The 20,831-nt window shown below is 69.0% G+C and carries 28 protein-coding genes and 1 tRNA gene; 17 read left to right on the top strand and 12 right to left on the bottom strand.

The window, feature by feature from the left end:
- Positions 1-37 precede the first annotated feature (37 nt).
- From VNE62_04515 to VNE62_04525, 3 genes are all read left to right on the top strand, one after another.
- A tRNA-Gln gene (locus VNE62_04515) sits at positions 38-111 on the top strand.
- Positions 111-1,568 carry a bifunctional UDP-N-acetylglucosamine diphosphorylase/glucosamine-1-phosphate N-acetyltransferase GlmU gene (gene glmU, locus VNE62_04520; GenBank protein HVE91554.1) on the top strand — a complete coding sequence of 486 codons (1,458 nt, stop codon included), beginning with the start codon at positions 111-113 and terminating at the stop codon, positions 1,566-1,568. The genes VNE62_04515 and glmU overlap by 1 nt, the downstream gene beginning before the upstream one ends.
- Positions 1,568-2,536, top strand: a complete 969-nt coding sequence (locus tag VNE62_04525) for a ribose-phosphate diphosphokinase (GenBank protein HVE91555.1) — start codon at positions 1,568-1,570, stop codon at positions 2,534-2,536. The genes glmU and VNE62_04525 overlap by 1 nt, the downstream gene beginning before the upstream one ends.
- Here VNE62_04525 and VNE62_04530 read toward each other — a convergent pair.
- The 8 genes from VNE62_04530 to VNE62_04565 all read right to left on the bottom strand — a co-directional run bounded on the left by VNE62_04530 (position 2,533) and on the right by VNE62_04565 (position 8,686).
- Positions 2,533-3,414, bottom strand: a complete 882-nt coding sequence (locus VNE62_04530; GenBank protein HVE91556.1) for a 4-(cytidine 5'-diphospho)-2-C-methyl-D-erythritol kinase — start codon at positions 3,412-3,414, stop codon at positions 2,533-2,535. The genes VNE62_04525 and VNE62_04530 overlap by 4 nt on opposite strands.
- Before the next feature lie 53 nt (positions 3,415-3,467).
- Complete coding sequence (rsmA, locus tag VNE62_04535; GenBank protein ID HVE91557.1) at positions 3,468-4,307, bottom strand: 16S rRNA (adenine(1518)-N(6)/adenine(1519)-N(6))-dimethyltransferase RsmA; 840 nt, start codon at positions 4,305-4,307, stop codon at positions 3,468-3,470.
- Complete coding sequence (locus tag VNE62_04540) at positions 4,304-5,125, bottom strand: TatD family hydrolase (GenBank protein ID HVE91558.1); 822 nt, start codon at positions 5,123-5,125, stop codon at positions 4,304-4,306. The genes rsmA and VNE62_04540 overlap by 4 nt, the downstream gene beginning before the upstream one ends.
- The gene (gene metG, locus VNE62_04545) at positions 5,122-6,639 is read right to left on the bottom strand and encodes a methionine--tRNA ligase (GenBank protein ID HVE91559.1); all 1,518 of its coding nucleotides are present in this window, start codon (positions 6,637-6,639) and stop codon (positions 5,122-5,124) included. Before metG ends, VNE62_04540 begins: the two co-directional genes overlap by 4 nt.
- The gene (gene rsmI / locus VNE62_04550; GenBank protein HVE91560.1) at positions 6,636-7,484 is read right to left on the bottom strand and encodes a 16S rRNA (cytidine(1402)-2'-O)-methyltransferase; all 849 of its coding nucleotides are present in this window, start codon (positions 7,482-7,484) and stop codon (positions 6,636-6,638) included. The genes metG and rsmI overlap by 4 nt, the downstream gene beginning before the upstream one ends.
- Positions 7,481-7,858: a DUF192 domain-containing protein gene (locus VNE62_04555; GenBank protein HVE91561.1), complete on the bottom strand. Its 378-nt coding sequence runs from the start codon at positions 7,856-7,858 to the stop codon at positions 7,481-7,483. The genes rsmI and VNE62_04555 overlap by 4 nt, the downstream gene beginning before the upstream one ends.
- Before the next feature lie 61 nt (positions 7,859-7,919).
- A complete protein-coding gene (locus VNE62_04560) occupies positions 7,920-8,327 on the bottom strand; it encodes a hypothetical protein (protein ID HVE91562.1) in 408 nt (135 codons plus the stop codon).
- Complete coding sequence (locus VNE62_04565; protein ID HVE91563.1) at positions 8,300-8,686, bottom strand: phage holin family protein; 387 nt, start codon at positions 8,684-8,686, stop codon at positions 8,300-8,302. Before VNE62_04565 ends, VNE62_04560 begins: the two co-directional genes overlap by 28 nt.
- A gap of 74 nt (positions 8,687-8,760) precedes the next feature.
- Here VNE62_04565 and VNE62_04570 point away from each other — a divergent pair, with 74 nt between their 5' ends.
- The 3 genes from VNE62_04570 to VNE62_04580 are packed head-to-tail and all read left to right on the top strand — an operon-like array spanning position 8,761 to position 10,857.
- Positions 8,761-9,825 carry an alanine racemase gene (locus VNE62_04570; GenBank protein HVE91564.1) on the top strand — a complete coding sequence of 355 codons (1,065 nt, stop codon included), beginning with the start codon at positions 8,761-8,763 and terminating at the stop codon, positions 9,823-9,825.
- A gap of 17 nt (positions 9,826-9,842) precedes the next feature.
- Positions 9,843-10,604 (top strand): inositol monophosphatase family protein, encoded by a 762-nt coding sequence (locus tag VNE62_04575; GenBank protein ID HVE91565.1) that lies wholly within the window; start codon positions 9,843-9,845, stop codon positions 10,602-10,604.
- Between the two features lie 46 nt (positions 10,605-10,650).
- The gene (locus tag VNE62_04580) at positions 10,651-10,857 is read left to right on the top strand and encodes a hypothetical protein (protein HVE91566.1); all 207 of its coding nucleotides are present in this window, start codon (positions 10,651-10,653) and stop codon (positions 10,855-10,857) included.
- Here VNE62_04580 and VNE62_04585 read toward each other — a convergent pair whose 3' ends face one another.
- From VNE62_04585 to VNE62_04595, 3 genes are read right to left on the bottom strand one after another with little or no spacing between them, the layout of a single operon-like run.
- Positions 10,858-11,430, bottom strand: coding sequence for a GerMN domain-containing protein (locus VNE62_04585; GenBank protein HVE91567.1), 573 nt, complete (start codon positions 11,428-11,430; stop codon positions 10,858-10,860). It lies immediately after the preceding gene.
- On the bottom strand, positions 11,427-12,806 hold the full coding sequence (locus VNE62_04590; protein ID HVE91568.1) for a HAMP domain-containing sensor histidine kinase: 1,380 nt from the start codon (positions 12,804-12,806) through the stop codon (positions 11,427-11,429). The genes VNE62_04585 and VNE62_04590 overlap by 4 nt, the downstream gene beginning before the upstream one ends.
- Positions 12,803-13,519, bottom strand: coding sequence for a response regulator transcription factor (locus tag VNE62_04595; protein HVE91569.1), 717 nt, complete (start codon positions 13,517-13,519; stop codon positions 12,803-12,805). The genes VNE62_04590 and VNE62_04595 overlap by 4 nt, the downstream gene beginning before the upstream one ends.
- Before the next feature lie 85 nt (positions 13,520-13,604).
- Between VNE62_04595 and VNE62_04600 the strand changes: the two genes are divergently transcribed.
- Together VNE62_04600 and VNE62_04605 are read left to right on the top strand one after the other, a co-directional pair.
- Complete coding sequence (locus VNE62_04600; GenBank protein ID HVE91570.1) at positions 13,605-14,120, top strand: GNAT family N-acetyltransferase; 516 nt, start codon at positions 13,605-13,607, stop codon at positions 14,118-14,120.
- Positions 14,113-14,655 carry a GNAT family N-acetyltransferase gene (locus VNE62_04605; GenBank protein HVE91571.1) on the top strand — a complete coding sequence of 181 codons (543 nt, stop codon included), beginning with the start codon at positions 14,113-14,115 and terminating at the stop codon, positions 14,653-14,655. The genes VNE62_04600 and VNE62_04605 overlap by 8 nt, the downstream gene beginning before the upstream one ends.
- A gap of 19 nt (positions 14,656-14,674) precedes the next feature.
- Here the strand turns inward: VNE62_04605 and VNE62_04610 are convergent, their stop codons facing one another.
- Positions 14,675-15,112, bottom strand: a complete 438-nt coding sequence (locus VNE62_04610) for a VOC family protein (protein HVE91572.1) — start codon at positions 15,110-15,112, stop codon at positions 14,675-14,677.
- A gap of 93 nt (positions 15,113-15,205) precedes the next feature.
- On the opposite strand from VNE62_04610, the gene VNE62_04615 reads away from it, so the two are divergent.
- From VNE62_04615 to VNE62_04655, 9 genes are all read left to right on the top strand, one after another.
- A complete protein-coding gene (locus VNE62_04615) occupies positions 15,206-15,781 on the top strand; it encodes a sigma-70 family RNA polymerase sigma factor (protein ID HVE91573.1) in 576 nt (191 codons plus the stop codon).
- A complete protein-coding gene (locus VNE62_04620) occupies positions 15,778-16,008 on the top strand; it encodes a hypothetical protein (protein HVE91574.1) in 231 nt (76 codons plus the stop codon). Before VNE62_04615 ends, VNE62_04620 begins: the two co-directional genes overlap by 4 nt.
- Positions 16,009-16,010: 2 nt before the next feature.
- The gene (locus VNE62_04625) at positions 16,011-16,889 is read left to right on the top strand and encodes an ACP S-malonyltransferase (protein ID HVE91575.1); all 879 of its coding nucleotides are present in this window, start codon (positions 16,011-16,013) and stop codon (positions 16,887-16,889) included.
- Positions 16,858-17,166, top strand: coding sequence for a lipoyl domain-containing protein (locus VNE62_04630; GenBank protein ID HVE91576.1), 309 nt, complete (start codon positions 16,858-16,860; stop codon positions 17,164-17,166). The genes VNE62_04625 and VNE62_04630 overlap by 32 nt, the downstream gene beginning before the upstream one ends.
- Complete coding sequence (locus VNE62_04635) at positions 17,163-18,122, top strand: beta-ketoacyl-ACP synthase III (GenBank protein ID HVE91577.1); 960 nt, start codon at positions 17,163-17,165, stop codon at positions 18,120-18,122. The genes VNE62_04630 and VNE62_04635 overlap by 4 nt, the downstream gene beginning before the upstream one ends.
- Positions 18,116-18,850, top strand: coding sequence for a 3-oxoacyl-ACP reductase FabG (gene fabG, locus VNE62_04640; protein HVE91578.1), 735 nt, complete (start codon positions 18,116-18,118; stop codon positions 18,848-18,850). Before VNE62_04635 ends, fabG begins: the two co-directional genes overlap by 7 nt.
- Positions 18,851-18,868: 18 nt before the next feature.
- Positions 18,869-19,111 carry a phosphopantetheine-binding protein gene (locus tag VNE62_04645; protein HVE91579.1) on the top strand — a complete coding sequence of 81 codons (243 nt, stop codon included), beginning with the start codon at positions 18,869-18,871 and terminating at the stop codon, positions 19,109-19,111.
- Complete coding sequence (gene fabF, locus VNE62_04650) at positions 19,108-20,337, top strand: beta-ketoacyl-ACP synthase II (GenBank protein HVE91580.1); 1,230 nt, start codon at positions 19,108-19,110, stop codon at positions 20,335-20,337. Before VNE62_04645 ends, fabF begins: the two co-directional genes overlap by 4 nt.
- The coding region (locus tag VNE62_04655) for an SDR family oxidoreductase (GenBank protein ID HVE91581.1) at positions 20,334-20,831 on the top strand (498 nt) is incomplete at its 3' end. The genes fabF and VNE62_04655, both read left to right, overlap by 4 nt.

Genomic DNA, 20,831 nt, shown 5'->3' on the forward strand with positions numbered 1-20,831 from the left:
TCGGATGCCTCCGGCCCCGGTCGTACACTTGCCGCGGTGGGAGGTCGTCCAATGGCAGGACCCGGGTCTTTGGATCCCGTTATGGCGGTTCGAGTCCGCCCCTCCCAGCCATGAGGAGATCACCCGCCCGCAAGCCCCGCGTGGGCGCGATCATCCTGGCCGGTGGCCGGTCGGTCCGGTTCAGGTCGGCGACCCCCAAGGTCCTGCACACGGCCGCAGGCAGGCCGCTGGTGGTCCACGTTCTCGAGACGCTGCGGGAGGTGCACCGGAGGCAGAAGATCAGCCGGGCTTGCCTGGTCGTCCCGCCCGGAGGAGCGGTGGAGTCGGCCCTGGCCGGCATCGGGCTGCCGTTTGACCTCGAGTTCGCCGTCCAGAAGCAGCCGCGCGGGACGGGGGACGCGGCACGGGGCGGGCTCGGCCCCCTGAAGGACTGTGACGAGGTGATCGTGCTGGCGGGCGACGCGCCCCTGGTGCTGGCCGGCAGCATCGGCGGCCTGATCGCCGCGCGTCGGCGCCGCGGAGCCGGGGCGGCGGTCCTGACGGCGCGGCTTGAGGACCCCCGGTCGTACGGCAGGATCGTCCGGCGCGGCGGCCGCATCGAGGCAATCGTGGAGGAGCGCGACGCGACGCCGGAGCAGCGTCAGATCAGCGAGGTCAACGCGTCCTGCTACGCCTTCGCCCGCGACTCGCTGGCCGCGGAGCTCCCGCGGCTTCGTGCATCCAACGTCCAGCGCGAGCTCCTGCTTACGGACGTCATCGGCAGGCTCGCCGCGAAAGGAGGGGTGACATCGCGCGAGGGGGAGCCGGGCGAGGTGCTCGGAGCCAACACCCGCAGGGACTTCGAGTTGGTCACGTCGATCCTGCGCCGGCGCGTGCTCGACTCGCTGATGGACGCCGGCGTCACCGTCGTGGATCCCGCCACCACCTACGTGGACGCCGGCGTGTCCGTCGGTCCGGACAGCGTGCTGCACCCGATGACGTTTTTGGAAGGCGCGACGCGGGTGGGCGCGGCGTGCGAGATCGGACCGGCGGCGCGTCTGGTTGACTGCGACGTCGCCGACGGCGCCCGCATCGCCTTCGCCGTTGCCCGCTCGGCCCGCATCGGCCCACGCGTGGAGGTGGGTCCGTTCGCCAGCCTGAGGCCGGGCACCGTCCTGCACGAGGGCTCCAAGGCCGGGACGTTCGTGGAGATGAAGAACGCCGACGTCGGCGAGGGGGCCAAGGTCCCCCACCTGGCTTACATGGGCGACGTCACCATCGGCCGCGGATCCAACGTGGGAGCGGGGACGATCACTTGCAACTACGACCCCTTCAAGCCGGGTCCGGACGGAAGCACCAAGCACCGCACCGAGATCGGCGAGGACGTCTACATCTCCTCGGACACGATGCTGGTCGCCCCGGTCACGCTCGGGGACGGGTCGCGGACGGGGGCGGGATCGGTGGTCACGCACGACGTACCGCCGGGCGAGCTGGTCTACGGTGTTCCGGCGAGGCCGAGGGCTCCGTCGGAACCGCGCGAGGCCGCAGACAAGAGCAGAAAGTCGGGGCGCCGGAAGAGGGGGTCGTGATGGAGTTGCTGGTTCGCAAGCAGCTTGTCCTGTACTCGGGGTCGTCTCACCCGGAGCTGGCGGAGGACGTCTCGAAGCTGCTGGACGTGAACCTCGGGGACGTAGACATCCACCGCTTCCTCAACGGGGAGATCTACGTGCGGTTCCTGGAGTCTGTCCGGGGGTCCGACGTGTTCGTGATCCAGACCCACGTGACTCCGGTCAACGAGCACATCATGGAGACCCTCGTAATGCTCGATGCGCTGAAGCGCGCTTCGGCGGCCAGGATCACGATCGTGCTGCCCTTCTACCCGTACTCACGGATGGACCAGAAGACGCTGGCGCGGGAGCCCATCTCGGCGAAGCTGATGGCCGACCTGCTCCACACCGCCGGGGCGGACCGCGTCATCTCCACCGACCTGCACGCCGGACAGATCCAGGCGTTCTTCAACTTTCCGTTCGACCACCTGACCACCCGACCGCTGCTGGTGGACTACCTGGCCAAAGAGATCGGCGGCGACATGATGCTGGTTTCCCCGGACGCAGGCCGAGCCAAGCTCGTGGACAAGTTCGCCAACGCTCTTGGGGCCCCGCTGGCGATCCTGCACAAGCGGCGCGACCCGAACAGGCACAACGTGTCGGAGACGCTGGATGTGGTCGGTGACGTCCAGGGGCGCCGTTGCGTGCTCGTGGACGACATCATCGAAACGGCCGGGACGCTGTGCGACGCCGCCCGGGTTCTGGCAGAGCACGGGGCGGCCGAGGTCTACGCGGTCGCGACCCACGCGGTGCTTTCGGGACCGGCCGTCGACCGGCTGCGCAACTCGGTCATCAAAAAGGTGGTCGTGACCAACAGCCTTCCGATTGCGCCCGAGAAGCGGTTTGAGAAGCTCGACGTGGTTTCGATCGCACCGGTCATAGCTGACGCCATACGGGCGGTGTTCGAAGACGAGTCGGTATCCAGCATCTTCGGCGGCGACAACGCCTAGGTCGCCGGCGCTGCGCCGAGTCTGAGCCTCACCCCCCAGGGCACGGGCTGGGCGACCACGACCCGCGAGAACGCTCCGGAGGCCCGGCTCGCGACCTGCCTCGCCTCCGCCTCCGAGGCGGTGACGCCGACGACGGCCGGTCCGCTTCCGGACACGAAGACCACGGGTGCCCCAGCCTCGGACATCGCCGCCACCCCATCCCCGGTATCCGGACAGAGCGAAAGCGCCGCCGCCTCGAGGTCGTTGGTATGCAACAGGCGAGGCTGATCGCCGTGACAAGGGTCTGGTCCGAGGTCGTCCAGCGCTCGGTACACCTCCGGCGTCGAAAGCTGTGACCGGCTGATGCCGAGCACGAACCACCCGTCCGTCGCCGATCCGATCGACCGCACCCGTTCGCCACGACCGGACACGTGGACGAGGCCACCCAGCAGGATCGGCAGGACGTCGGAACCCAGTCCCACCGCCAGCGACTCAAGACGGCCGGGCTCGAGGTCCACCCCCCAGGCGACGCACAGCCCGACCAGGGCAGCGGCGGCGTCGGCGCTGCCGCCTCCCAGACCGGCGGCCACCGGGATCGACTTGTGGAGCCGGATTGAGGTGGGCAGAGGTGCAGCCAAAGTCGCCACCTCCCGCGCCGCCCGAAGGACAAGGTTGTCCTCGTTCGCCAGGGCCTCGAAGTCAGCGGGCTCGACCTGGAGCGACACCTGTGCACCCTCCACCTCGACGCACATATGGCCGGCGTCGGCACAACCGGTCGAGATCCTCAGGGTGTCCAGCAGCGAGATCGTCTGGATGGTGCCGGCGACGTCGTGGTAACCGTCCGGCCGCACGCCACCCACCGACCACCCGATGTTGACCTTGCAGGCCGCGTCCACCATCACCGAGGGCGGAGGCCCCGCACCGAAGCGTGGAGGACGTTCCCGAAAGCGCCTCACTGCCCCATAGCCCGGTACAGCCGAGCGTAGTCGTCCAGATCCAAGACCTCAGGGCGCGACGCGGGAGCGATGGCGGCTTGGCTCAGGGCGGTCTCCACCACAGCGGAGTCGAGGCCCGCCGAAACCAGTGCGTTGCGAATCGTCTTGCGGCGGTGCCCGAAGGCGCGGGAGACGAAGTCCAAAAACGGCTTGTGCGGCCCGACGTCGACCGCAGGCGCGTCCAGGCGCCTGAAGTCCACCAGCACCGACGAGACCTTCGGCGGAGGCATGAACACATGGCGCGACACTTCCGCGGCCACACGTGCCTGTGCGTGGTACGCGAACTTCACGCTTATAGCGCCGTAGGTCCTGGAGCCGGGTGGGGCGGTCCACCTCTCCCCGAGCTCCCTCTGCACCATCACCAGCCCCCCGCGCACGGCGGGTACTTCGTCCAGCACCCGCGCCATGATCGGAGTCGCCACGTTGTAGGGCAGGTTCGAGATCATGCGGCAGTCGCCACCGACGGCGGCCTCCAGGTCGATCCTCAGCGCGTCGCCCACGACCAGGTCCACATTGTCGAACCCGGAGATCACCTCGCGCAGAGCGGGAACGACCGCCTCGTCCACCTCGACCGCCACGACCCGGGCCGCGACGGCGGCCAGCGAAGATGTGAGGGAACCGATGCCGGGACCCACCTCCAGCACCGTGTCGCCATCACGCACACCGGACAACCGCATGATCTTGCGGACCGTGTTGGGGTCCACGAGGAAGTGCTGTCCGAGGCTTCGCCGCGTGTGCAGTCCGTGACGGTCGAGAAGGTCCCGCGCGGTGGTGGCGGTCGGGGGTCCGGACGTCACGACCGCGGCACCGGCAGCCCGAACGCCCGGTGGAAGTTGTGCCACAGCGTCCCGGCCAGCTCGGGGGCCGGGATCCCACGCACGCCGGCCAGAGCCGCCGCCGTCAGCGGGAGCAGTGCGGGCGAGTTGGGCTTTCCCCGGTGGGGGTGCGGCGCGAGGTAGGGAGCGTCGGTCTCGACGAGCAGCAGCTCGTCCGGTACCTCCTGCGCGGCCAGCCGCAGATCGTCGTTGCGCTTGTAGGTGATGTTGCCCGCAAACGAGCACCACCAACCTCGGTCGGCGCACTGCCGCGCGTGAGCCGCGTCGCCCGAGAAGCAGTGCATCACGACGCGGTCCGGCGCCCCCTCGGCCTCCAGGACCTCCAGCACGCGCTGGTGTGCTTCGCGGCAGTGGATGACCAGCGTCCTGTCCGTCTGCTTGGCCAGAGCGATATGCGCCGTGAAGCAGTCCTCCTGCTCGGCCGGCGACCAGCGGTCGCGGTAGAAGTCCAGCCCCGTCTCGCCGACCGCCACGACTCCGCCGGCGAGGGCAAGCCCGGCGAGAACCTCCATGCACCCCGGGGGGTCGGAGAGGAAGTCGTTCAGCTCGTTGGGGTGCACGCCCACACACGCGAACACCTCACCATCCGAAGCGCCTGCCCGCGCCGCGCACTCAGCCGACTCGCGGAGGCCCATCCCGACGTCCACCACCAGGGCCACTCCAGTCTCCGTCGCCCGTCGCACGACCTCGTCCGGCGACCCTTCCACGTGGGCTACGTGACAGTGGGAGTCGGCCAGCGGCGTCTCGGCCGGAAACCCGCCGGACGCCGGCCCGCTCAACCTTCCAGGCGCGGGAACAGGGGGTCGCCTGGACGCACCCGGGCTCCCGCGAGAGGGGGCGCGTCCAGCCGGGGAGGCCCCTCCAGCCCGAGACGCGACCACAGCTCGGACATGGCGCCCGGCATGGCCGGGCACAAGAGCGCCGCCACCGTCTTGAGTGACTCCGCCGCGGTGTTCAGCACCGAACCGACCAACGGCAGGCTGGACTCGTCCCGCGCGAGCTTCCACGGCTCCCTTTCGACCAGGTAGCGGTTGGCGTGACGGATCACCTCCCAGACCGACCCGATCGCTTCGTTGATCCTGTACTGGCCGACCAGGGCATCGGCGGACGGGCCCGCCGCACCGGCCCGGTCCAGCAGATCCTGCTCCGGCGGCTGGACCTCTCCGGGCTCCGGTACCACGCCGCCGAAGTATCGGTCGACCATCGCCACCGTGCGGCTGGCGAGGTTGCCGAGGTCGTTGGCGAGGTCGGCGGTGTAGCGCGCACCCATGTCCTCGATCGAGAAGTTGCTGTCGTCGCCGAACGACGTCGCGCGGAGGAAGTGGTATCGGTAGGCGTCGACGCCGAACTGGTCGATGAGCTCCAGCGGCGAGATCTGGGCGATCGAGCGACCGGACTTCGCGATCTTCTCTCCTCCGGCGAGCAGCCAGCCGTGCGCGAACACCGTCTTCGGCAAAGGGAGCCCGACGGACATCAGCATTGCCGGCCAGACGATGGCGTGGTGCCAGATGATCTCCTTGCCCATCATGTGGACGTCCGCGGGCCAGATCCTTTTGAAGCGTTCGTCGTCGGTCCCGTAGCCGATCGCAGTGATGTAGTTCTGCAGAGCCTCAATCCACACGTAGATCACGTGCTTGTCGTCCCAGGGCACCGGGATTCCCCACTTCAGCGTCGGACGCGAGATCGGGATGTCCCGCAGCCCCTGGCGGATGCGTCCCAGGACCTCGTTGCGGGTCCGCTCCGGCTGAGCGAAGCCCGGGTTGGACTCGTAGTGGTCCAGCAGCCTGTCGGTGTAGGCGGACAGACGGAAGAAATAGTTGTCCTCGGCAAGCGTTTCGACCGGTGTCTTGTGGATCGGGCACACCCCGCCCTCGGCCTCCGTGTCGGTCTTGAACTCCTCGCAGCGCACGCAGTACAGGCCCTCGTAGGAGCCGAGGTAGACGTCGCCGGTCTCGTGCAGAGCCGTCATGAACCTGCCCACCGGACCGATGTGGCGCGGCTCGGTAGTTCGGATGTAGTCGTCGTGGGAGATCTCCAGGCGCTCCCACAGCTGCTTCCAGTGGACGACGACCTGGTCCACCCACTCACGCGGCGTCAGCCCCCGCTCCTCGGCCGCCTTCGCGTTCTTGGCACCGTGCTCGTCGGTGCCGGTCAGGAAGTGGACGCGGCGTCCGTGGAGTCGGTGCCAGCGCGCCAGGAAGTCGCACGCGACCGTCGTGTACGCGTGCCCCAGATGGGGAACGTCGTTGACGTAGTAGATGGGCGTGGTGACGTACCAGGTGTCTTTGGTCACTGTGCGTCCTCGTCGCGCAGCCGCAGGACCCGATGGTACAGCGCGCGCCTGGGCACCCCCGTCCGCTCGGACGTCTGCCGGGCCGCGTCGCTGAGGCTGGTCCCCGACCTGTGCATCTCGAGAGCCGACGCGGCCGCCGACTCGAGGTCCGGCTCAGCGGGAGCAGCCCCCGAGACGATCACCACGATCTCGCCACGGGCGGGGTCCAGTCGCAGCGACTCCAGGACCTCCGACAGCAAGCCCCGCCGCACCTCCTCGTGGACCTTGGTGAGCTCACGACACAGAGCACACCGGCGGTCGCCCAGAGACAGCAGCATGTCGGCGACGGATGCCTCGACGCGATGCGGCGACTCAAAGAACACCAGCGTCCGGACATCAGCCGCCAGCGATTCGAGCCGCCGGCGCCGCTCGCCCTGACGCCGGGGCAGGAATCCCTCGAACGCAAACGACTCGATCGGCAGCCCGGAGACGACCAGTGCCGCGAGAAGCGCAGACGCGCCGGGGACCGGTTCCACCGGGATCCCCTGGTCGATGCAGGCCCTGGTGAGCCTCAGACCGGGGTCGAACAGCGTCGGGGTCCCGGCCTCCGAGACCAGGGCCACGCTTTCGCCCTCCTTCATCCGTCCGAGCAGTTCGGGGGTCCGGGAGTCGGAGTTGTGCTCGGTGTAGGACACCAGTTTCGCTTCGACGCCGTGATGGACAAGCAGCCTCCGGGTTGTTCTCGTGTCCTCCGCGGCGATGACATCAACCGACGACAGCACGGTCAACGCCCTGAGGGTGATGTCGGCGAGGTTGCCAATCGGCGTCGCCACCACGTAGAGCCGGCCGGAGTTCTGGGTGCTCACCCGCTTTCCTCGACGAGGTCCAGCCGGCAGCCTTCCACGACGGCGGCCGCCGATGCGGATCCGGCAGGCGCCTCGATGCAGCACCTGGCCTGTCGGTAGGTCCGGGACAACCGCCAGGGCGGCAGGGTGTGGACCGCGACGACCCGCAGCTGAGCGTCGCAGAACACCGCGTCGATGACGTAGCGCATACCGAACGTGTGGACCTGTGAGCACGGATGCAGCAGCAGGGCCTCGCCGGGCCGAAGGACGGGCCGCCACAGCAAACCCCTCATACGCCGGAGCGGCGTGGCGGCAACGGTCAGCCGGGCGGCGAGCACACCGCCGGGCGCGTGCAGCGACCACCGGCCGTGCAGGGCGCGCGTAACTGCTTCCACGCTTGCGATGGTAGGTCCAGGAGGAGGCTCTTGCGCCGGGGTCTCGAGCCCACCGGAGGCGTCAGGAAGCCGCGGCGCCCCCCGGCCGGGCGGCGCGCAGCACTCGCGTGGACCCGGACTCCTCCTTGGACTTCCTCCTGGCCTCCATCAGCCGGATCCCCGCCCAGACGGCGACCGCGGCGATTCCGAGCGCAACCGCCTGCGGTGGAATCACGTTCACGACGACGGGAGCCGGGGGAGGAGCCTGGGTTTGCGAGACGGCCTCGTCGACCTTCTTCTTCGTCCGTTTCCGGCGAATCGCCATCCACAAAACAGACCCGCTGGCGCCGCCGCCCAGCAGCATCCCGACGGCCTTTTTGCCGACCTTGGCCACCGCCGGAACGCGGTTCTCGAGCTCGTCGAGCTTTTCGTCCAGGCCCGTCCTCAGGTCCTCGATCTCCTTCAGCGTTTGAGATGCCCGCGAGCCCATCTCACGTCCTCCTTGATCGACTCCACCGAGGTACCCACACCGCCGGACTTCTCCTTCAGGGCCCTGGCTCCCAGAACGACACCCAGGGCGGTCAGGGCCAGCATGATCAAGCCTACGATCAGAAAACCCAGCGCTGTGCCCACCGGCAGCCACACCGCGAGTGCCACGGCGAGGAACAGCAGGCCGGGAAAGGCGGCGAGAACCCCCGCGGCGATCAGCCCCGCTCCCTTCAACTTCGATGAGAGCGAGTCCACCAGCTCGACACGCGCGAGCTCCATTTCCTTTCGGACGAGCATCCGCAGGTCGTCCGCGACGTCGCGAATGAGCTCCCCGGTCGATCTGGTCGAGACCTCCGCCATCTTCACCTCGCTGTAGTCGGCGACGTCGAGCAGGATACTCGTGTGATGCGCAGCCCGGAGCGACCTCCAACCCGATGAAGCTCACAGACGTGGGCACTCCGGCGCTGTGTGTGGACGTGGACGTCCTCGATCGGAACCTGAGGGTGATGGCGTCGTTCTTCGAGGCGCGGCCCGCGTCGCTGCGCCCTCACGTCAAGGCGCACAAGACCCCGGCCATAGCCAAGCTCCAGGCGGCCGCGGGCTGCGAGGGCTTCACCTGTGCCACCGTCTGGGAGGCCGAGGTCATGGCGGCCAGGGGGTTCGGCGACCTGCTCATCGCCAACGAGATCCTCGACCCCACCAAGCGCGAGCGCCTGCGCCGGCTGAGCGACTCCGCGCTCGTCACCGTGGCCATCGACTCCCGCGAGGCCCTGGACCTCGTGCGCGACCTTCCCATCGCCGCTCTGGTCGACGTCAACGTCGGGCTGCCGAGATGCGGGGTGGACCGTGCCGGAGCGCTGGAGCTGGCTCTGGCCATCAGCGAAACAGAAGTCAACTTCAGAGGAGTGATGGGCTACGAGGGTCACGCCATGGCCATCGCCGACCGGGAGCTGCGCGACAAGACCGCGCGGGAGGCGGTGGAAGTCCTGGTGTCGGTCGCCGCGGAGCTGTCCGCCGAGGGCCTGGACGTGTCGGTGGTGAGCGCAGGGGGCACCGGGACTTACGACACGACGGGGACGGCCCCCGGGGTGACCGAGGTGCAGGCCGGCAGCTATGCGCTGATGGACACGACGTACTCCGGTTACGGCCTGCCGTTCGAGGAGGCGCTCGGGGTCCTGTGCACGGTCCTCAGCGTCCAGGGACCGATCGCCGTGCTGGACGGCGGGCTCAAAGCGCTCGCGGTGGACCATGGCAGCCCTCAGCTTCACGAGGGGACGCCGGCGAATGTGCTTTTTCTGTCCGACGAGCACACCACGCTGGCGACCGGAGAGGGATTCAGCTCCCGTCCTGGGGACAGGATGTGGCTGCGTCCCTCGCACGTCGACCCCACGGTCAACCTGCACGACGTCATCTACGCGTTTCGCGACACGGACGTGGTCGACGTGTGGCCGGTCGAGGCGCGCGGATACGGGGTGGCCAAGCGGGCAGAACGGCCGTGACGGCCTGGAGCGGAGAGTTGCGGTTCGCCAACCACCTGGCGGACGTCGCCGACTCGATTGCCATGAGGTTTTTCCGGATGAACCCCGGGGTGCGCATGAAGCAGGACGGCAGTCCCGTCACCGAGGCGGACGAAGCCGTCGAGAAGGCGCTTCGGCAGGAGATCCTTGCCTCCTTTCCACGGGACGCGGTCGTGGGCGAGGAGGAGGGGGCGGCCGCTGGGACGTCCGGGCGTCGCTGGATCCTGGACCCGATCGACGGGACGAAAAACTACTCGTTCGGGATCCCGGTCTGGGCGACGCTCATCGCGCTCGAGGAGCGGGGCGAGGTCGTAGCTGGGGTGGTCAGCGCTCCAGCGATCGCCGAGCGCTACGAGGCCGCAAGAGGCTCGGGGGCCCGTCGCAACGGTGAGACGCTGTCCGTGTCGGGCGTCTCCAGCCTGCCGGAGGCGAGGGTCTCCTACGGCTCGTTCAGCAGCTTCGAGAAGCACGGCAGGGGCGAAGGCTTTCTGCGGCTGATCCGGACTGCTCGATGGAGCCGCGGGTTCGGCGACTTCTGGGGCCACATGCTCGTCGCGGGGGGGCATGTGGACGTGATGGCAGAGCCTCAGGTCAACGTGTGGGACCTGGCCCCCCTGCTTGTGATCGTCGAGGAGGCGGGGGGAAGGTTCACCGACCTGTCCGGGGCCAGGCGGCCGGACGGGGGCTCAGCGCTCAGCACCAACGGGCTGCTCCACGAAGCGGCCCTCGAGTCGCTGGGGCTGAATGTCATGGAGCCGTAACATCGGCGACCCGTGACCGATATGTCCCGGGGGCATGGTTATCGCAATGGCAGGCTCACCAGTCCCTGAAGGCGCCTCGATCACGTCCGTTTCCGGCGCCACGCCCGTCGGACAGTGCGACTTCTGCCACGGCGACATCGTGGTCCCCAGGGAAGTGCTCGTTTGGGTGGACGACCACAGCTACCACCGAGGCTGCTACCAGGCCCACCTCGCACGCAGCGCCGTCGACGAGGGCATTCGCCCAGCCATCTGATCAGGCCGCGGGACCGAGTCCCGAGTAGTCGCTGCGAGAAACCGGCTCCTGACGCAGCGCACCGTCCTGCGCGACGACGTCGGCCGGCACCCCGTCGATCATGAACCTCACCCGCTCGATGCTGGCGAGGTCGGTCAACGTGAAAACCACCTGAGCCAGACGCAGGACGAGCACCCCCTGCTCGGCCCCCAGCTCGAACTCGCGGGACAGGTCCACGGTCGCCACGGGACCGGACAGCTGGACCCCGAGCAGGCCGGTCCCCTGGGGAATCACGGTCCTGAGGCCGACCGCCGCCTCGTCCGGGTGGGGGCCGGCCAGCAGGGCGGTCATGGCGGCCTCGCTAGGCCTCGAGGGAGCTTCGACCCGGCGCCCGACGGACTCCACAGCCGCACCCCTCGCGAAGAACACGCGAACGTCGTCGGCCGGTGGCTCGATCCGCACCGGGGTGGGTGAGGCGTACAGGTCACGCGGCAGGTCCTCGATGACCTTGACGCCCGACGGCGCGCCGCAGCCGGCGGCCAGGCACAGGATGGCGCCAAGGCCGGTTAGCCGGAGTCCGTAGGCCCGGATCATGGCTGTCCGGTTGCGGCCGGGACCGCGTCGCCCATCGGGAGCCTGACCGTAAACTTCGTGCCGGTCTCCTTGGACGACTCCACGTCCAGCTCGGCCCCCAGCACGTGGGCGTTCTCCCTGGCGATCGCGAGCCCGAGGCCCGCGCCCGCTAGTCCCCCGCGACGGCGCGAGGCGTCGGCACGCCAGAAGCGCTCGAAGATGCGCGGCACGTGCTCCGGCGGGATGCCCGGCCCCCGGTCGGCCACCTCCAGCGACACCCATCCGACCGAGCGCCGGACGGCGATCTCGATGTCCCGCGCCTCTCCATGGACCACCGCGTTCTCCACGAGGTTGCCGACCACCCGCTCCAGCCTCGCCTTGTCGGTACGGACCACGCAGCGGTCATCAGGGGCCGTCACGTAGACCGGACGTCCGGGTGCGCGCCTGCGGGCCACCTCGACGGCGAACGCACCGAGGTCGACGTCCTCCGCGGCCGGCTGGACTCCACCGGCCTCCATCCGTGAGAGCTCCAGCAGGTCGTCCACGAGCCTCTGCAGGGAACGCACCTCCTCGGCGGCCAGCCCGACCACCGGGCGCAATCGCGACGGAAGGGCGTCGGCGTGGTCGGCCAGGAAGTCCACGGATGTTTTGAGCGCGGTGAGCGGGGTCCGCAGCTCGTGGGAGGCATCGGAGACGAATTGCCTTTCACGCAGGATCCGCTCTCGCAGAGCCGAGGCCATCGAGTTGAAAGAGGAAGCCAGCACCCCAAGTTCGTCGCGCCCTGTCACCTCGAGGCGGGTGTCGAGCAGCCCTTTGGACACCTGCTGCGCGGCCTCACTGGCCCGGCGCAGCGGCTCTATCGTCCGTCGGGCCAGACGCAGGCCGACCAGCGCCGCGACCAGGACGGCCCCCGCCACCACGGCGAACAGGATCTGGGCGAGCAGGCCCAGCGTCGCATCCAGGTCGTCGATCGGATAAACGAGGTACGCGTGCAGGTTCGACGAGGGAATGGGCGAGCCGAACGCCAGACGGCGCGGGTCGGAGTCCAGGATTGTGTACCCGACCTGCCCGCGCTCCACAACTCGAATCAGTTCCGACGGTATGGCCTCCGGGGTCAGCGACACCGACGCGACCACGGGACTGCGTCCGTCCGTGACGAGCACGTCGGCGTTTGACCGTGCGCGCAGCGATTCCACGAGCTGGTCCAGCGGATGGTCCGGACGCGCGAGGTACTCCCTTGCGTAGCGAAGGCTGTTGTAGCTGGACCCGACCACGGCGTCGGTGCGCTGCCGCGTCATGTAGGTGCGGGCCAGCGCGTACGTGGAACCGGCGACAAACGCCGACACGACCAGGGCCCCGACGAAGAAGGCAGCCGCAATCCGCAGCCTCAGTGTCACGGCGGGCCCTCGGCCCCCCTGGACTGTGCCTCCGACAGTTTGTAGCCCATGCCACGAACGGTCTGGACCAGGACCGGGTGGGCCGGGTCGTCCTCCACCTTCGACCTCAGGCGCCGTATGTGCACGTCCACCAGCCGGGCGTCGCCGAAGTAGTCGTAACCCCACACCTCCTCGAGCAGAAGCTCCCGGCTGAACACCCGCGACGGCCTCGACGCCAGCGTGCACAGAAGCCTGAACTCCGTGCGCGTCAGCGGCAGCGAGGCCCCGTTCTTGAGGACCACGCCTTCGTCCGGACGGATCTCCAGGGGGCCGAGGTGAAGGATCCTCTCCGCCCCCTCCCTGGACCGGGCCCGACGCAGCAGCGACCGCAGCCGGGCCACCAGCACGCGCATCTCGAAAGGCTTTGTGACGTAGTCGTCCGCTCCGGACTCCAGGCCCACCACGACGTCGATCGTGTCGGTCTTCGCGGTCAGCAGGACGATCGGGACGCTGGAGGACTTTCGGATCTCGCGGCACAGCTCGAACCCGTCCCGTCCGGGGAGCATGACGTCCAGCACGAGCAGGTCCGGACGGTTCACCCGCATCGATTGCAGGGCCTGCTCGGCGTCCCCCGCGGTATCGACCCGGTAGCCCTCCTCCTCCAGCGCAACACGCATGATCTCGATGATTCGCTCGTCATCGTCGACGACAAGAAGGCGGGGGCCGGTGGTCATGGGACAAGTGTCCCGCAGGCGGCGTGTTCCCGGAGTGCGATGCTCTAGCCGTCTCCGCCGCCGGCGGTGACCATGAGGAGGAGGCATGATCCGCGTGCGCTCACTCGGGATTCGCAACGGAACCGCCGGAGACCTGGCAGCGGTCAACGAGATCTACAACCACTACGTGCTCACGTCCCACTGCACGTTCGACGTGGAGCCCGTGGGCATCGACACGCGCCACGAGTGGTTCGGTACCTTCGAAGTCCGCGGGAGATATCGCTTTCTGGTGGCAGAGTCCGGGGGCCGGGTTGTGGGGTGGGCCACCAGCAGCCCGTATCGTCCGCGCAGGGCCTACGAGACGTCCGTCGAGACGACCGTGTACGTGGCTCAGCAGGCAACCAGGGGCGGCATCGCGACCAGCCTTTACTCCGCGTTGATGGACCTTGTGGCAGGTGAGGACGTCCATCGCGCCTACGGCGTCATCGCCCTGCCGAACGAGCCATCCGTGCGGCTGCACGAACGGCTCGGCTTCCGGCTGTCGGGCCTGTTCAGCGAGCAGGGCCGGAAGTTCGGACGCTGGTGGGACGTCGCCTGGTACGAGAAGAAGTTCGATGATTGAGGATCTGGACGACACCTGCGTAGAGCTCGAGGCGCTGTCGCCTGAACTGGTCGGGTCGCTACTGGAACTCATGGAGCTGGCCTATGGCCTGCGCTTCTCCCCCCATGACTGGGACAACGCGAGCGGGGGTCGCCACTTCATCGTCTTCCGGGGAGGCGCACCCGTGGCGCACGCATCCGTGGTCCCCCGCCCCCTGTCGACCCCCGAGCTCGAGCTGGCGACCGGGTTCGTCGAAGCGGTGGCCACCCGCCCGGACCTGCAGGGCAGGGGACTGGGGACGGAGGTCATGCACGCGGCACAACGTCACATCCACTCGACATATGAGCTCGGCGGGCTGTCGACGGGGTCCGGCCCGTTCTACGAGCGGCTGGGGTGGGAGCAGTGGCAGGGACCGACCTACGCCAGGACGCCGCAGGGATGGCTTCGGACTGAGGAGGACGACTACGGCCTCTACATCCTTCGGACGCCGTCCACCCCCGACTTGGACCTGACGCGGCCGATCAGCTGCGACTGGCGGGTGGGCGACGTCTGGTAGGGGACCGCGGAGCCTACGGCTACTCGGGCAGCTCCAGCGAACCGTCCCTGCCGATCGTGAAGGCCGGGTTGTGGGCGACCTCCCACGCGTAGCCATCGGGGTCGGCGAAGTAACCCGAGAATCCACCCCAGTCGGTTGCAGCGGCCTGCTTAACGATCCGGCCCCCGGCCTGGACCGCCTCGTCCAGCGCCCGTGTCACGTCGTCCGGCGACTCGACGTTGATGGCCAGGGTGATACCGGTGAACGCCGGCCGGGGAACGGGCGCCGGGAGGGTGGCGTCCTCCGCCAGCGAGTCGTACGGGAACAGGCCCAGGACCGAGTCGGCGGTGATGAACCACGCGATATGCGGGTTGGAGGCCGAGGACCGTTTCCACCCGAGGTCCTCGTAGAAGCGGGAGGACCGCTCCACGTCCTCGACTCCAAGGGTCACGATGCTGATCCGCGCCGGCACGGCCATGTGCACCTCCTTGTCGGGTCGCAGGATAACGTCTCGCCGCCAGGGCCCCCGGCCGGATGTAACGGAAGGCAGGCAGCCGCGTCTGTAAAGGTCATGGTGCAACTTCTCAGGGCGCAGTCACGCGCGGACACTCCCGACGAGATCCTCGCGCAGGGCGCCGCCGACGACAACCACGCCTTTACAGAGCTGTATCGCCGCTACCTCGGCCCCGTCCACCGTTACATGCGGTACCAGGCCCCCCACGAGGAGGCCGAGGACCTGACGGCGCAGGTGTTCATGCAGGCGTACAGGGGCGCGTCCCAGTTCCGGGGCGAGGGCGCCTCTTACCGCGCCTGGCTGTTCCGCATCGCCCACAACACCTTGGCGACGTACCGCCGCGTGAGTCGGCGGACCCCAATTCCCCTGTCCGAGATCCCGGACCAGCTGGACGACGCGCCCGACCCCGCAGCCGGAGCCGCCGACCGCGAGCTCCGCCTCATCGTCAGGTCGATCGTCGACGAGCTCCCCGCGGCGGACCGCGAGCTCATCGAGCTGCGCTACGTCGAAGGCCTGGCTCCCCAGGAGATCGCGCACGTGACGGGCGCCTCGGACGGAGCGATAAGAGTCCGGATCCACAGGCTCCTTAAGAGACTCCGGCCTCGGCTGGTCGAACGGGGGGTGCGCCTGTGAACGATGTAGAGCTTCTGTTGGTAAGGGCGCTTCCGAGGCCCGAGCCCGGCCCGGACCTGGCCGCGAGGCTGCTGGACCGGATCCTGTCATCGCAGGAAGATCCCCACGAACTGCCCCACAACCGGCGCCTGTACTTCGTCGGAGGCGCCTTTGCGGGGGCCGCCGCGCTGGCGGCAGTCATCGGAGTGCGCCTTACCCGGTCCAGGCGCTCCGGCAGGGCAGCCTGACGGTGCGGGCGGTTCTTTTCCCCGGACAGGGGGCCCAGCACGCAGGGATGGGTTCGGGCCTGCGGGATCGCCATCCGGACGCCTTCGTTGAGGCCTCCACCGTGGTCGGCTTCGACATTGCGGCCTTGTGCGACTCAGGCCGTTGCGAGTCCGCGACCCTGGACTGCACACGCTGGGCCCAGCCGGCGATCGTGCTCGTCAGTGCGCTGTCCGCCCTGGACCACGGCGACGCCTTCTGCGCCGCCGCAGGCCACAGCGTCGGCGAATACTCGGCTCTCGTCCATGTGGGCAGCCTGACCCTGCGCGACGCGCTCTGGCTGGTCCTTCAAAGGTCCGACGCTATGGAGCGGGCGACGGCCGAGTGCCCGGGTCGCATGGCTTCGGTGCTCGGGCTCGACCGGCAACTGGTTTGGTCGATTTGCTCCAGGACGGGGGCATCGATAGCCGCCGAAAACGCCCCGGGACACGTGGTGGTGACCGGTCCGAACGCTTCCGTGGAGGAAGTGACGAGGCTCTCTGCTGAGGCCGGGGCCAAGGTCCGGATGCTGAAGGTGTCGGGTCCCTTCCATTCGTCCGCAATGAGATTGGCCGTGCCAAGCCTGACGCGAGCGCTGGACGCAGTGGACATCAAGCGTCCGCGACTGCCGTTCTGGTCATCGACGCGGGCCCGGGTCCTCGACGACCCTTCCGCCATCAGGGCTTCTCTGATCGATCAGCTGACGGAGCCGGTCGAGTGGGCCGCGACCATTCGAGGCATGCGGAACTCGGGGGTGGCCGACTTCCACGACGCAGGGCCCGGCAACGTGCTGGCGGGGCTCGTCAAGCGCATCTTGCGGGAGGAGGTGCGGGATGGAGCTCCTGTCGCGGGAGGCACCCGCTGACATAGGCGCAGCTGCGTCCTCGCAGGACGCGCTGGCCGACACGCACCACCGGATCGTCGTTTCCCCGGCCTTCGGAAAGTTCGTGCACGCGGCTCCGATGACGTTCACAGCTGAGGGCGAATGGGTGTCGGCGGGACAGGTTCTCGGGACTCTGGAGACGGGCGACGGAACGATCGACGTCCCCTCGCCCTGCGACGGCTGGCTCGTGGACTACCTGGTCCTGGATGGGCAGCGCGTTCGTCCGGGGACGGCGTTGTGTCACGTGGAGGCCGAGTGACCGGCGCAACCGTCCTCGGATGCGGCATGGCGGTTCCGAGCCGGCGGGTCCCGAACTGCGAGCTCGAGGCGACCCTGGACACCGACGACGCCTGGATCAGACGCCGCACCGGCATCCAGGAGAGAAGGGTCGCCGCCCCGAACGAGGCGACCTCGACGTTCGCCGTTGCCGCCGCGAAGGAGGCTCTGGACGACGCAGGCGTCGAGGCTGGAGAGGTCGATCTGGTAATGGTCGCGACGTGTACCCCCGACTACCCGATGCCGGGGTCCGCTCCCATCGTGCAGCACGAGCTCGGTGCGACGTCTGCCGGAGCGGTGGACGTGAACGCCGGGTGCACCGGCTTCGTGTCCGCGCTTGCGCTGGCTGCGGCAACGGTTGACTCCGGCCAAGCGAGAACGGTCGTCGTCTGCGGCGCGGAGACGATGAGCAGGGTGATGGACTGGTCCGACAGGCGAACCGCCGTGCTTTTCGGCGACGGCGCCGGAGCGGTCGTGGTCGGCCGTGGATCAGGCGGCATCGGTCCGTTCGTCCAGGGCTCCGACGGAGCCAAGGCCGACTGGCTGCTGATTCCGGCGGGAGGCTCGAGGCGGCCCGCGGACGCCGAGTCCGTCGAGGAGCATGCCCACACGGTCCAGATGCGCGGACAGGACGTTTACCGCCACGCGATCGACCGAATGGCGGAGGCCGCCACCGCCGTGTCCGACCCCCGCGACGTCGACCTGCTCGTGGCGCACCAAGCCAACGGCCGGATCATCGAAGCGCTCGGTGAGCGGCTGGGGCTGGAGCCGGAGCAGGTCGTGTGCAACATTGCCCGCTACGGCAACACCTCCGCCGCGTCCATCCCGATCGCCCTTGCGGAAGCCGCGCGTAGCGGCCGTTTGCGGCGCGGGATGCGTGTTCTCCTCGTGGCCTTTGGGTCCGGTTTCCTGTGGTCCGCCGGAGTGGTCCGATGGTGACCGGCGTCGCTTTGGTCACCGGCGCGTCGCGAGGCATCGGGCGCGCCGTGGCGCTGCGTCTCGCAGACCAAGGAAGGACCGTGGCGGTCAACTACCGCAGCGACGAGGCGGGGGCCAAGGAGACGTGCAGGCTCATCGAGGTCGCGGGCGGCACGGCCATCACGGCCGCCGGCGACGTCGGCACCATCACCGGCGTCGACGAGATGTTCGCGGCCGCCGAGCAGGCCGGGCCGGTGGAGGTCCTGGTCAACAACGCGGGCACGCGCCGAGACGGCCTCGCGGTGCTGATGAAGCCGGACGCGTGGAGCGACGTGATCCGAACAAACCTCGACGGCCCGTTCCACGCCACCCGCCGCGCCCTGCGCGGGATGTTGTCGAAGCGCTGGGGGCGCATCGTCAACATCTCGTCGGTGGCGGGGCTGCGGGGCAGTCCCGGCCAGGCCAACTACTCTGCCGCCAAGGCGGGTCTGATCGGGATGACGAGGACGCTGGCCCGAGAGCTGGGGGCCAAGGGGATCACGGTCAACGCCGTGGCACCCGGACTCGTCCTGACCGCGTTGACCGAGGAGCTTCCGGCGGACCGGGTCGCGGCTATGACGGCGCAGTCGCCCATCGGGCGACTGGTGACCCCCGAGGAAGTGGCCGCCGCGACTGCGTTCCTCACGTCGGAGGAGGCGGCGGCGATCACTGGACAGGTGCTGTGTGTGGACGGCGGAATGACCGCCTAGGAAAAGGAGAGACAGGACATGGAGCAAGAAGTAATGGTGAAGCTGACCGAGCTGCTCGCGCAGTTCCAGGTCGAGCCCGGCCAGGTCTCCGGGGACGCCACTTTCGAGGCACTCGGACTGGACTCTCTTGATGTCGTCGAGCTGTCCGTGAAGATCGAGGACGCGTACGGAATCGACATCGAGGAGTCCGACCTCAAGGACGTTCAGACGGTCGGCGACGCGGTCCGCGTCGTGGTCGGCAAGGCCGGCGCGCGCGCATGAGGCGCGTTGTCGTCACCGGCCTCGGTGTGGTGGGTCCTCTGGGCACCGGGGTGGAAGCCACCTGGCAGGCCCTGCTCGAGGGACGCTCGGGGGCCGGACCCATCACGCGCTTCGACACTGAAGGCTTCGGAGTCCGGATCGCCGCGGAAGCGTCGGACTTCGACCCCGGCGCGTTCATGGACGCTCGGGAAATCCGCAGGTCCGACCGCTTCTGCCAGCTGGCGGTCGCCGCGGCGCAGCTGGCGGTCGACGACGCGGGCTGGAACGGGTCCGTGCCCTTCGACCGCGACAGGGTGGGCGTCGTCGTCGGGTCCGGAGTCGGGGGCCTGGAGACGATGGAGCAGCAGCACGATGTCCTGCGCGACCGCGGCCCTTCCAAGGTCAGCCCCTTCGTCATCCCGCTGCTGATGATCAACGGGGCTCCCGGCGCGATAGCCATGCGTCTGGGCCTGACGGGCCCCAACTACGCCCCCGTCTCGGCCTGTGCGACCGGGGCCCACTCTCTCGGAGAGGCGGCCAGGATGGTCCGGGACGGCTCGGCGGATGCGGTCCTCGCGGGGGGAGCCGAATCCGCGATCACCCCCTTGTCCATAGCCGCGTTCTCCGCAATGGGTGCCCTGTCCAGGCGAAACGACGAGCCCGCCGCTGCCTCACGTCCGTTCGACTCCGACCGTGACGGCTTCGTCATGGCAGAGGGCGCAGGCGTGCTCGTGCTCGAGTCCTATGAGGCCGCCGAGCGTCGTGGGGCCAACATCCTGGCGGAGCTCGCCGGATATGGGGCCTCCTGCGACGCGTTCCACCTGACCCAGCCCGACCCCAATGGGACGGGCGCCGTCGCGGCGATGAAGATGGCGCTGGAGGACGCGAAGCTGAACCCGGGTGACGTCGGTTACGTCAACGCGCACGGGACGTCGACTCCTTTCAACGACAGGGTCGAGACGTCGGCCATCAAGGCCGTGTTCGCGGAGGCCCCTCCTGTCTCCTCGACCAAGTCGTCCACCGGCCACCTGCTGGCTGCGGCCGGAGCAGTGGAGGCCGCGTTCAGCGTCATGGCCCTGCGCACCCAGACGCTGCCCCCGACCATCAACTACTCGACCCCCGATGCCGACTGCGACTTGGACTACGTGCCGAACACGCCGCGGAGCAGCCGGGTCGACGCGGTCATCTCCAACTCCTTCGGCTTCGGCGGACACAACGCCTGCCTCGCCTTCCGGGCGGTGCCGTGAAGACGGCCTTCGTCACCGGCGCATCGCGCGGGATAGGCAAAGCCATCGCCCTGCAGCTCGCACGCGACGGCTACTGCATCGCGGCCGGGTTCTTCCGCAACCGGACGGCGGCCGCTGACGTATGCCGGCAGATCGAGGACGAGGGCGTGAAGGCCGTGGCCGTGAAGGTCCACACCGGCGACCCCGCCTCCTTGACGCGGGCGTTCGCCGAGCTGGAGGAAACGTTCGGGAGCCTGGACGTGTTCGTCTCCAACGCCGCGTCGGGAGTCCTGAAGCCGCTCATGGACGTCGACGAGCGCGGATGGTCCTGGACCATGGACGTGAACGCCCGCGCGTTTCTGTTCGGCTGCCAGAGGGCAGCGCGGCTTATGCCGCAGGGCGGGAGCATCGTCGCCCTGACGTCGGCGGGGTCGGTGCGTGTCCTGCCGGCCTACGGCGCGGTAGGTGCGTCCAAAGCGGCTCTGGAGAGCCTCGTCCGGTACATGGCCGTCGAG

The sequence above is a fragment of the Actinomycetota bacterium genome (assembly GCA_035536535.1).
Lineage (GTDB): Bacteria > Actinomycetota > JAICYB01 > JAICYB01 > JAICYB01 > DATLNZ01.

Coding starts and splice junctions, on each gene's coding strand:
- VNE62_04565 (HVE91563.1), bottom strand. CDS start 8,686: ATGGCGGAGGTCTCGACCAGATCGACCGGGGAGCTCATTCGCGACGTC.
- VNE62_04580 (HVE91566.1), top strand. CDS start 10,651: ATGGCAGGCTCACCAGTCCCTGAAGGCGCCTCGATCACGTCCGTTTCC.
- glmU (HVE91554.1), top strand. CDS start 111: ATGAGGAGATCACCCGCCCGCAAGCCCCGCGTGGGCGCGATCATCCTG.
- VNE62_04530 (HVE91556.1), bottom strand. CDS start 3,414: ATGGTGGACGCGGCCTGCAAGGTCAACATCGGGTGGTCGGTGGGTGGC.
- VNE62_04560 (HVE91562.1), bottom strand. CDS start 8,327: ATGGGCTCGCGGGCATCTCAAACGCTGAAGGAGATCGAGGACCTGAGG.
- fabG (HVE91578.1), top strand. CDS start 18,116: ATGGTGACCGGCGTCGCTTTGGTCACCGGCGCGTCGCGAGGCATCGGG.
- VNE62_04525 (HVE91555.1), top strand. CDS start 1,568: ATGGAGTTGCTGGTTCGCAAGCAGCTTGTCCTGTACTCGGGGTCGTCT.
- VNE62_04600 (HVE91570.1), top strand. CDS start 13,605: ATGATCCGCGTGCGCTCACTCGGGATTCGCAACGGAACCGCCGGAGAC.
- VNE62_04645 (HVE91579.1), top strand. CDS start 18,869: ATGGAGCAAGAAGTAATGGTGAAGCTGACCGAGCTGCTCGCGCAGTTC.
- VNE62_04610 (HVE91572.1), bottom strand. CDS start 15,112: ATGGCCGTGCCGGCGCGGATCAGCATCGTGACCCTTGGAGTCGAGGAC.
- VNE62_04595 (HVE91569.1), bottom strand. CDS start 13,519: ATGACCACCGGCCCCCGCCTTCTTGTCGTCGACGATGACGAGCGAATC.
- VNE62_04585 (HVE91567.1), bottom strand. CDS start 11,430: ATGATCCGGGCCTACGGACTCCGGCTAACCGGCCTTGGCGCCATCCTG.
- VNE62_04615 (HVE91573.1), top strand. CDS start 15,206: ATGGTGCAACTTCTCAGGGCGCAGTCACGCGCGGACACTCCCGACGAG.
- VNE62_04570 (HVE91564.1), top strand. CDS start 8,761: ATGAAGCTCACAGACGTGGGCACTCCGGCGCTGTGTGTGGACGTGGAC.
- fabF (HVE91580.1), top strand. CDS start 19,108: ATGAGGCGCGTTGTCGTCACCGGCCTCGGTGTGGTGGGTCCTCTGGGC.
- VNE62_04605 (HVE91571.1), top strand. CDS start 14,113: ATGATTGAGGATCTGGACGACACCTGCGTAGAGCTCGAGGCGCTGTCG.
- VNE62_04630 (HVE91576.1), top strand. CDS start 16,858: ATGGAGCTCCTGTCGCGGGAGGCACCCGCTGACATAGGCGCAGCTGCG.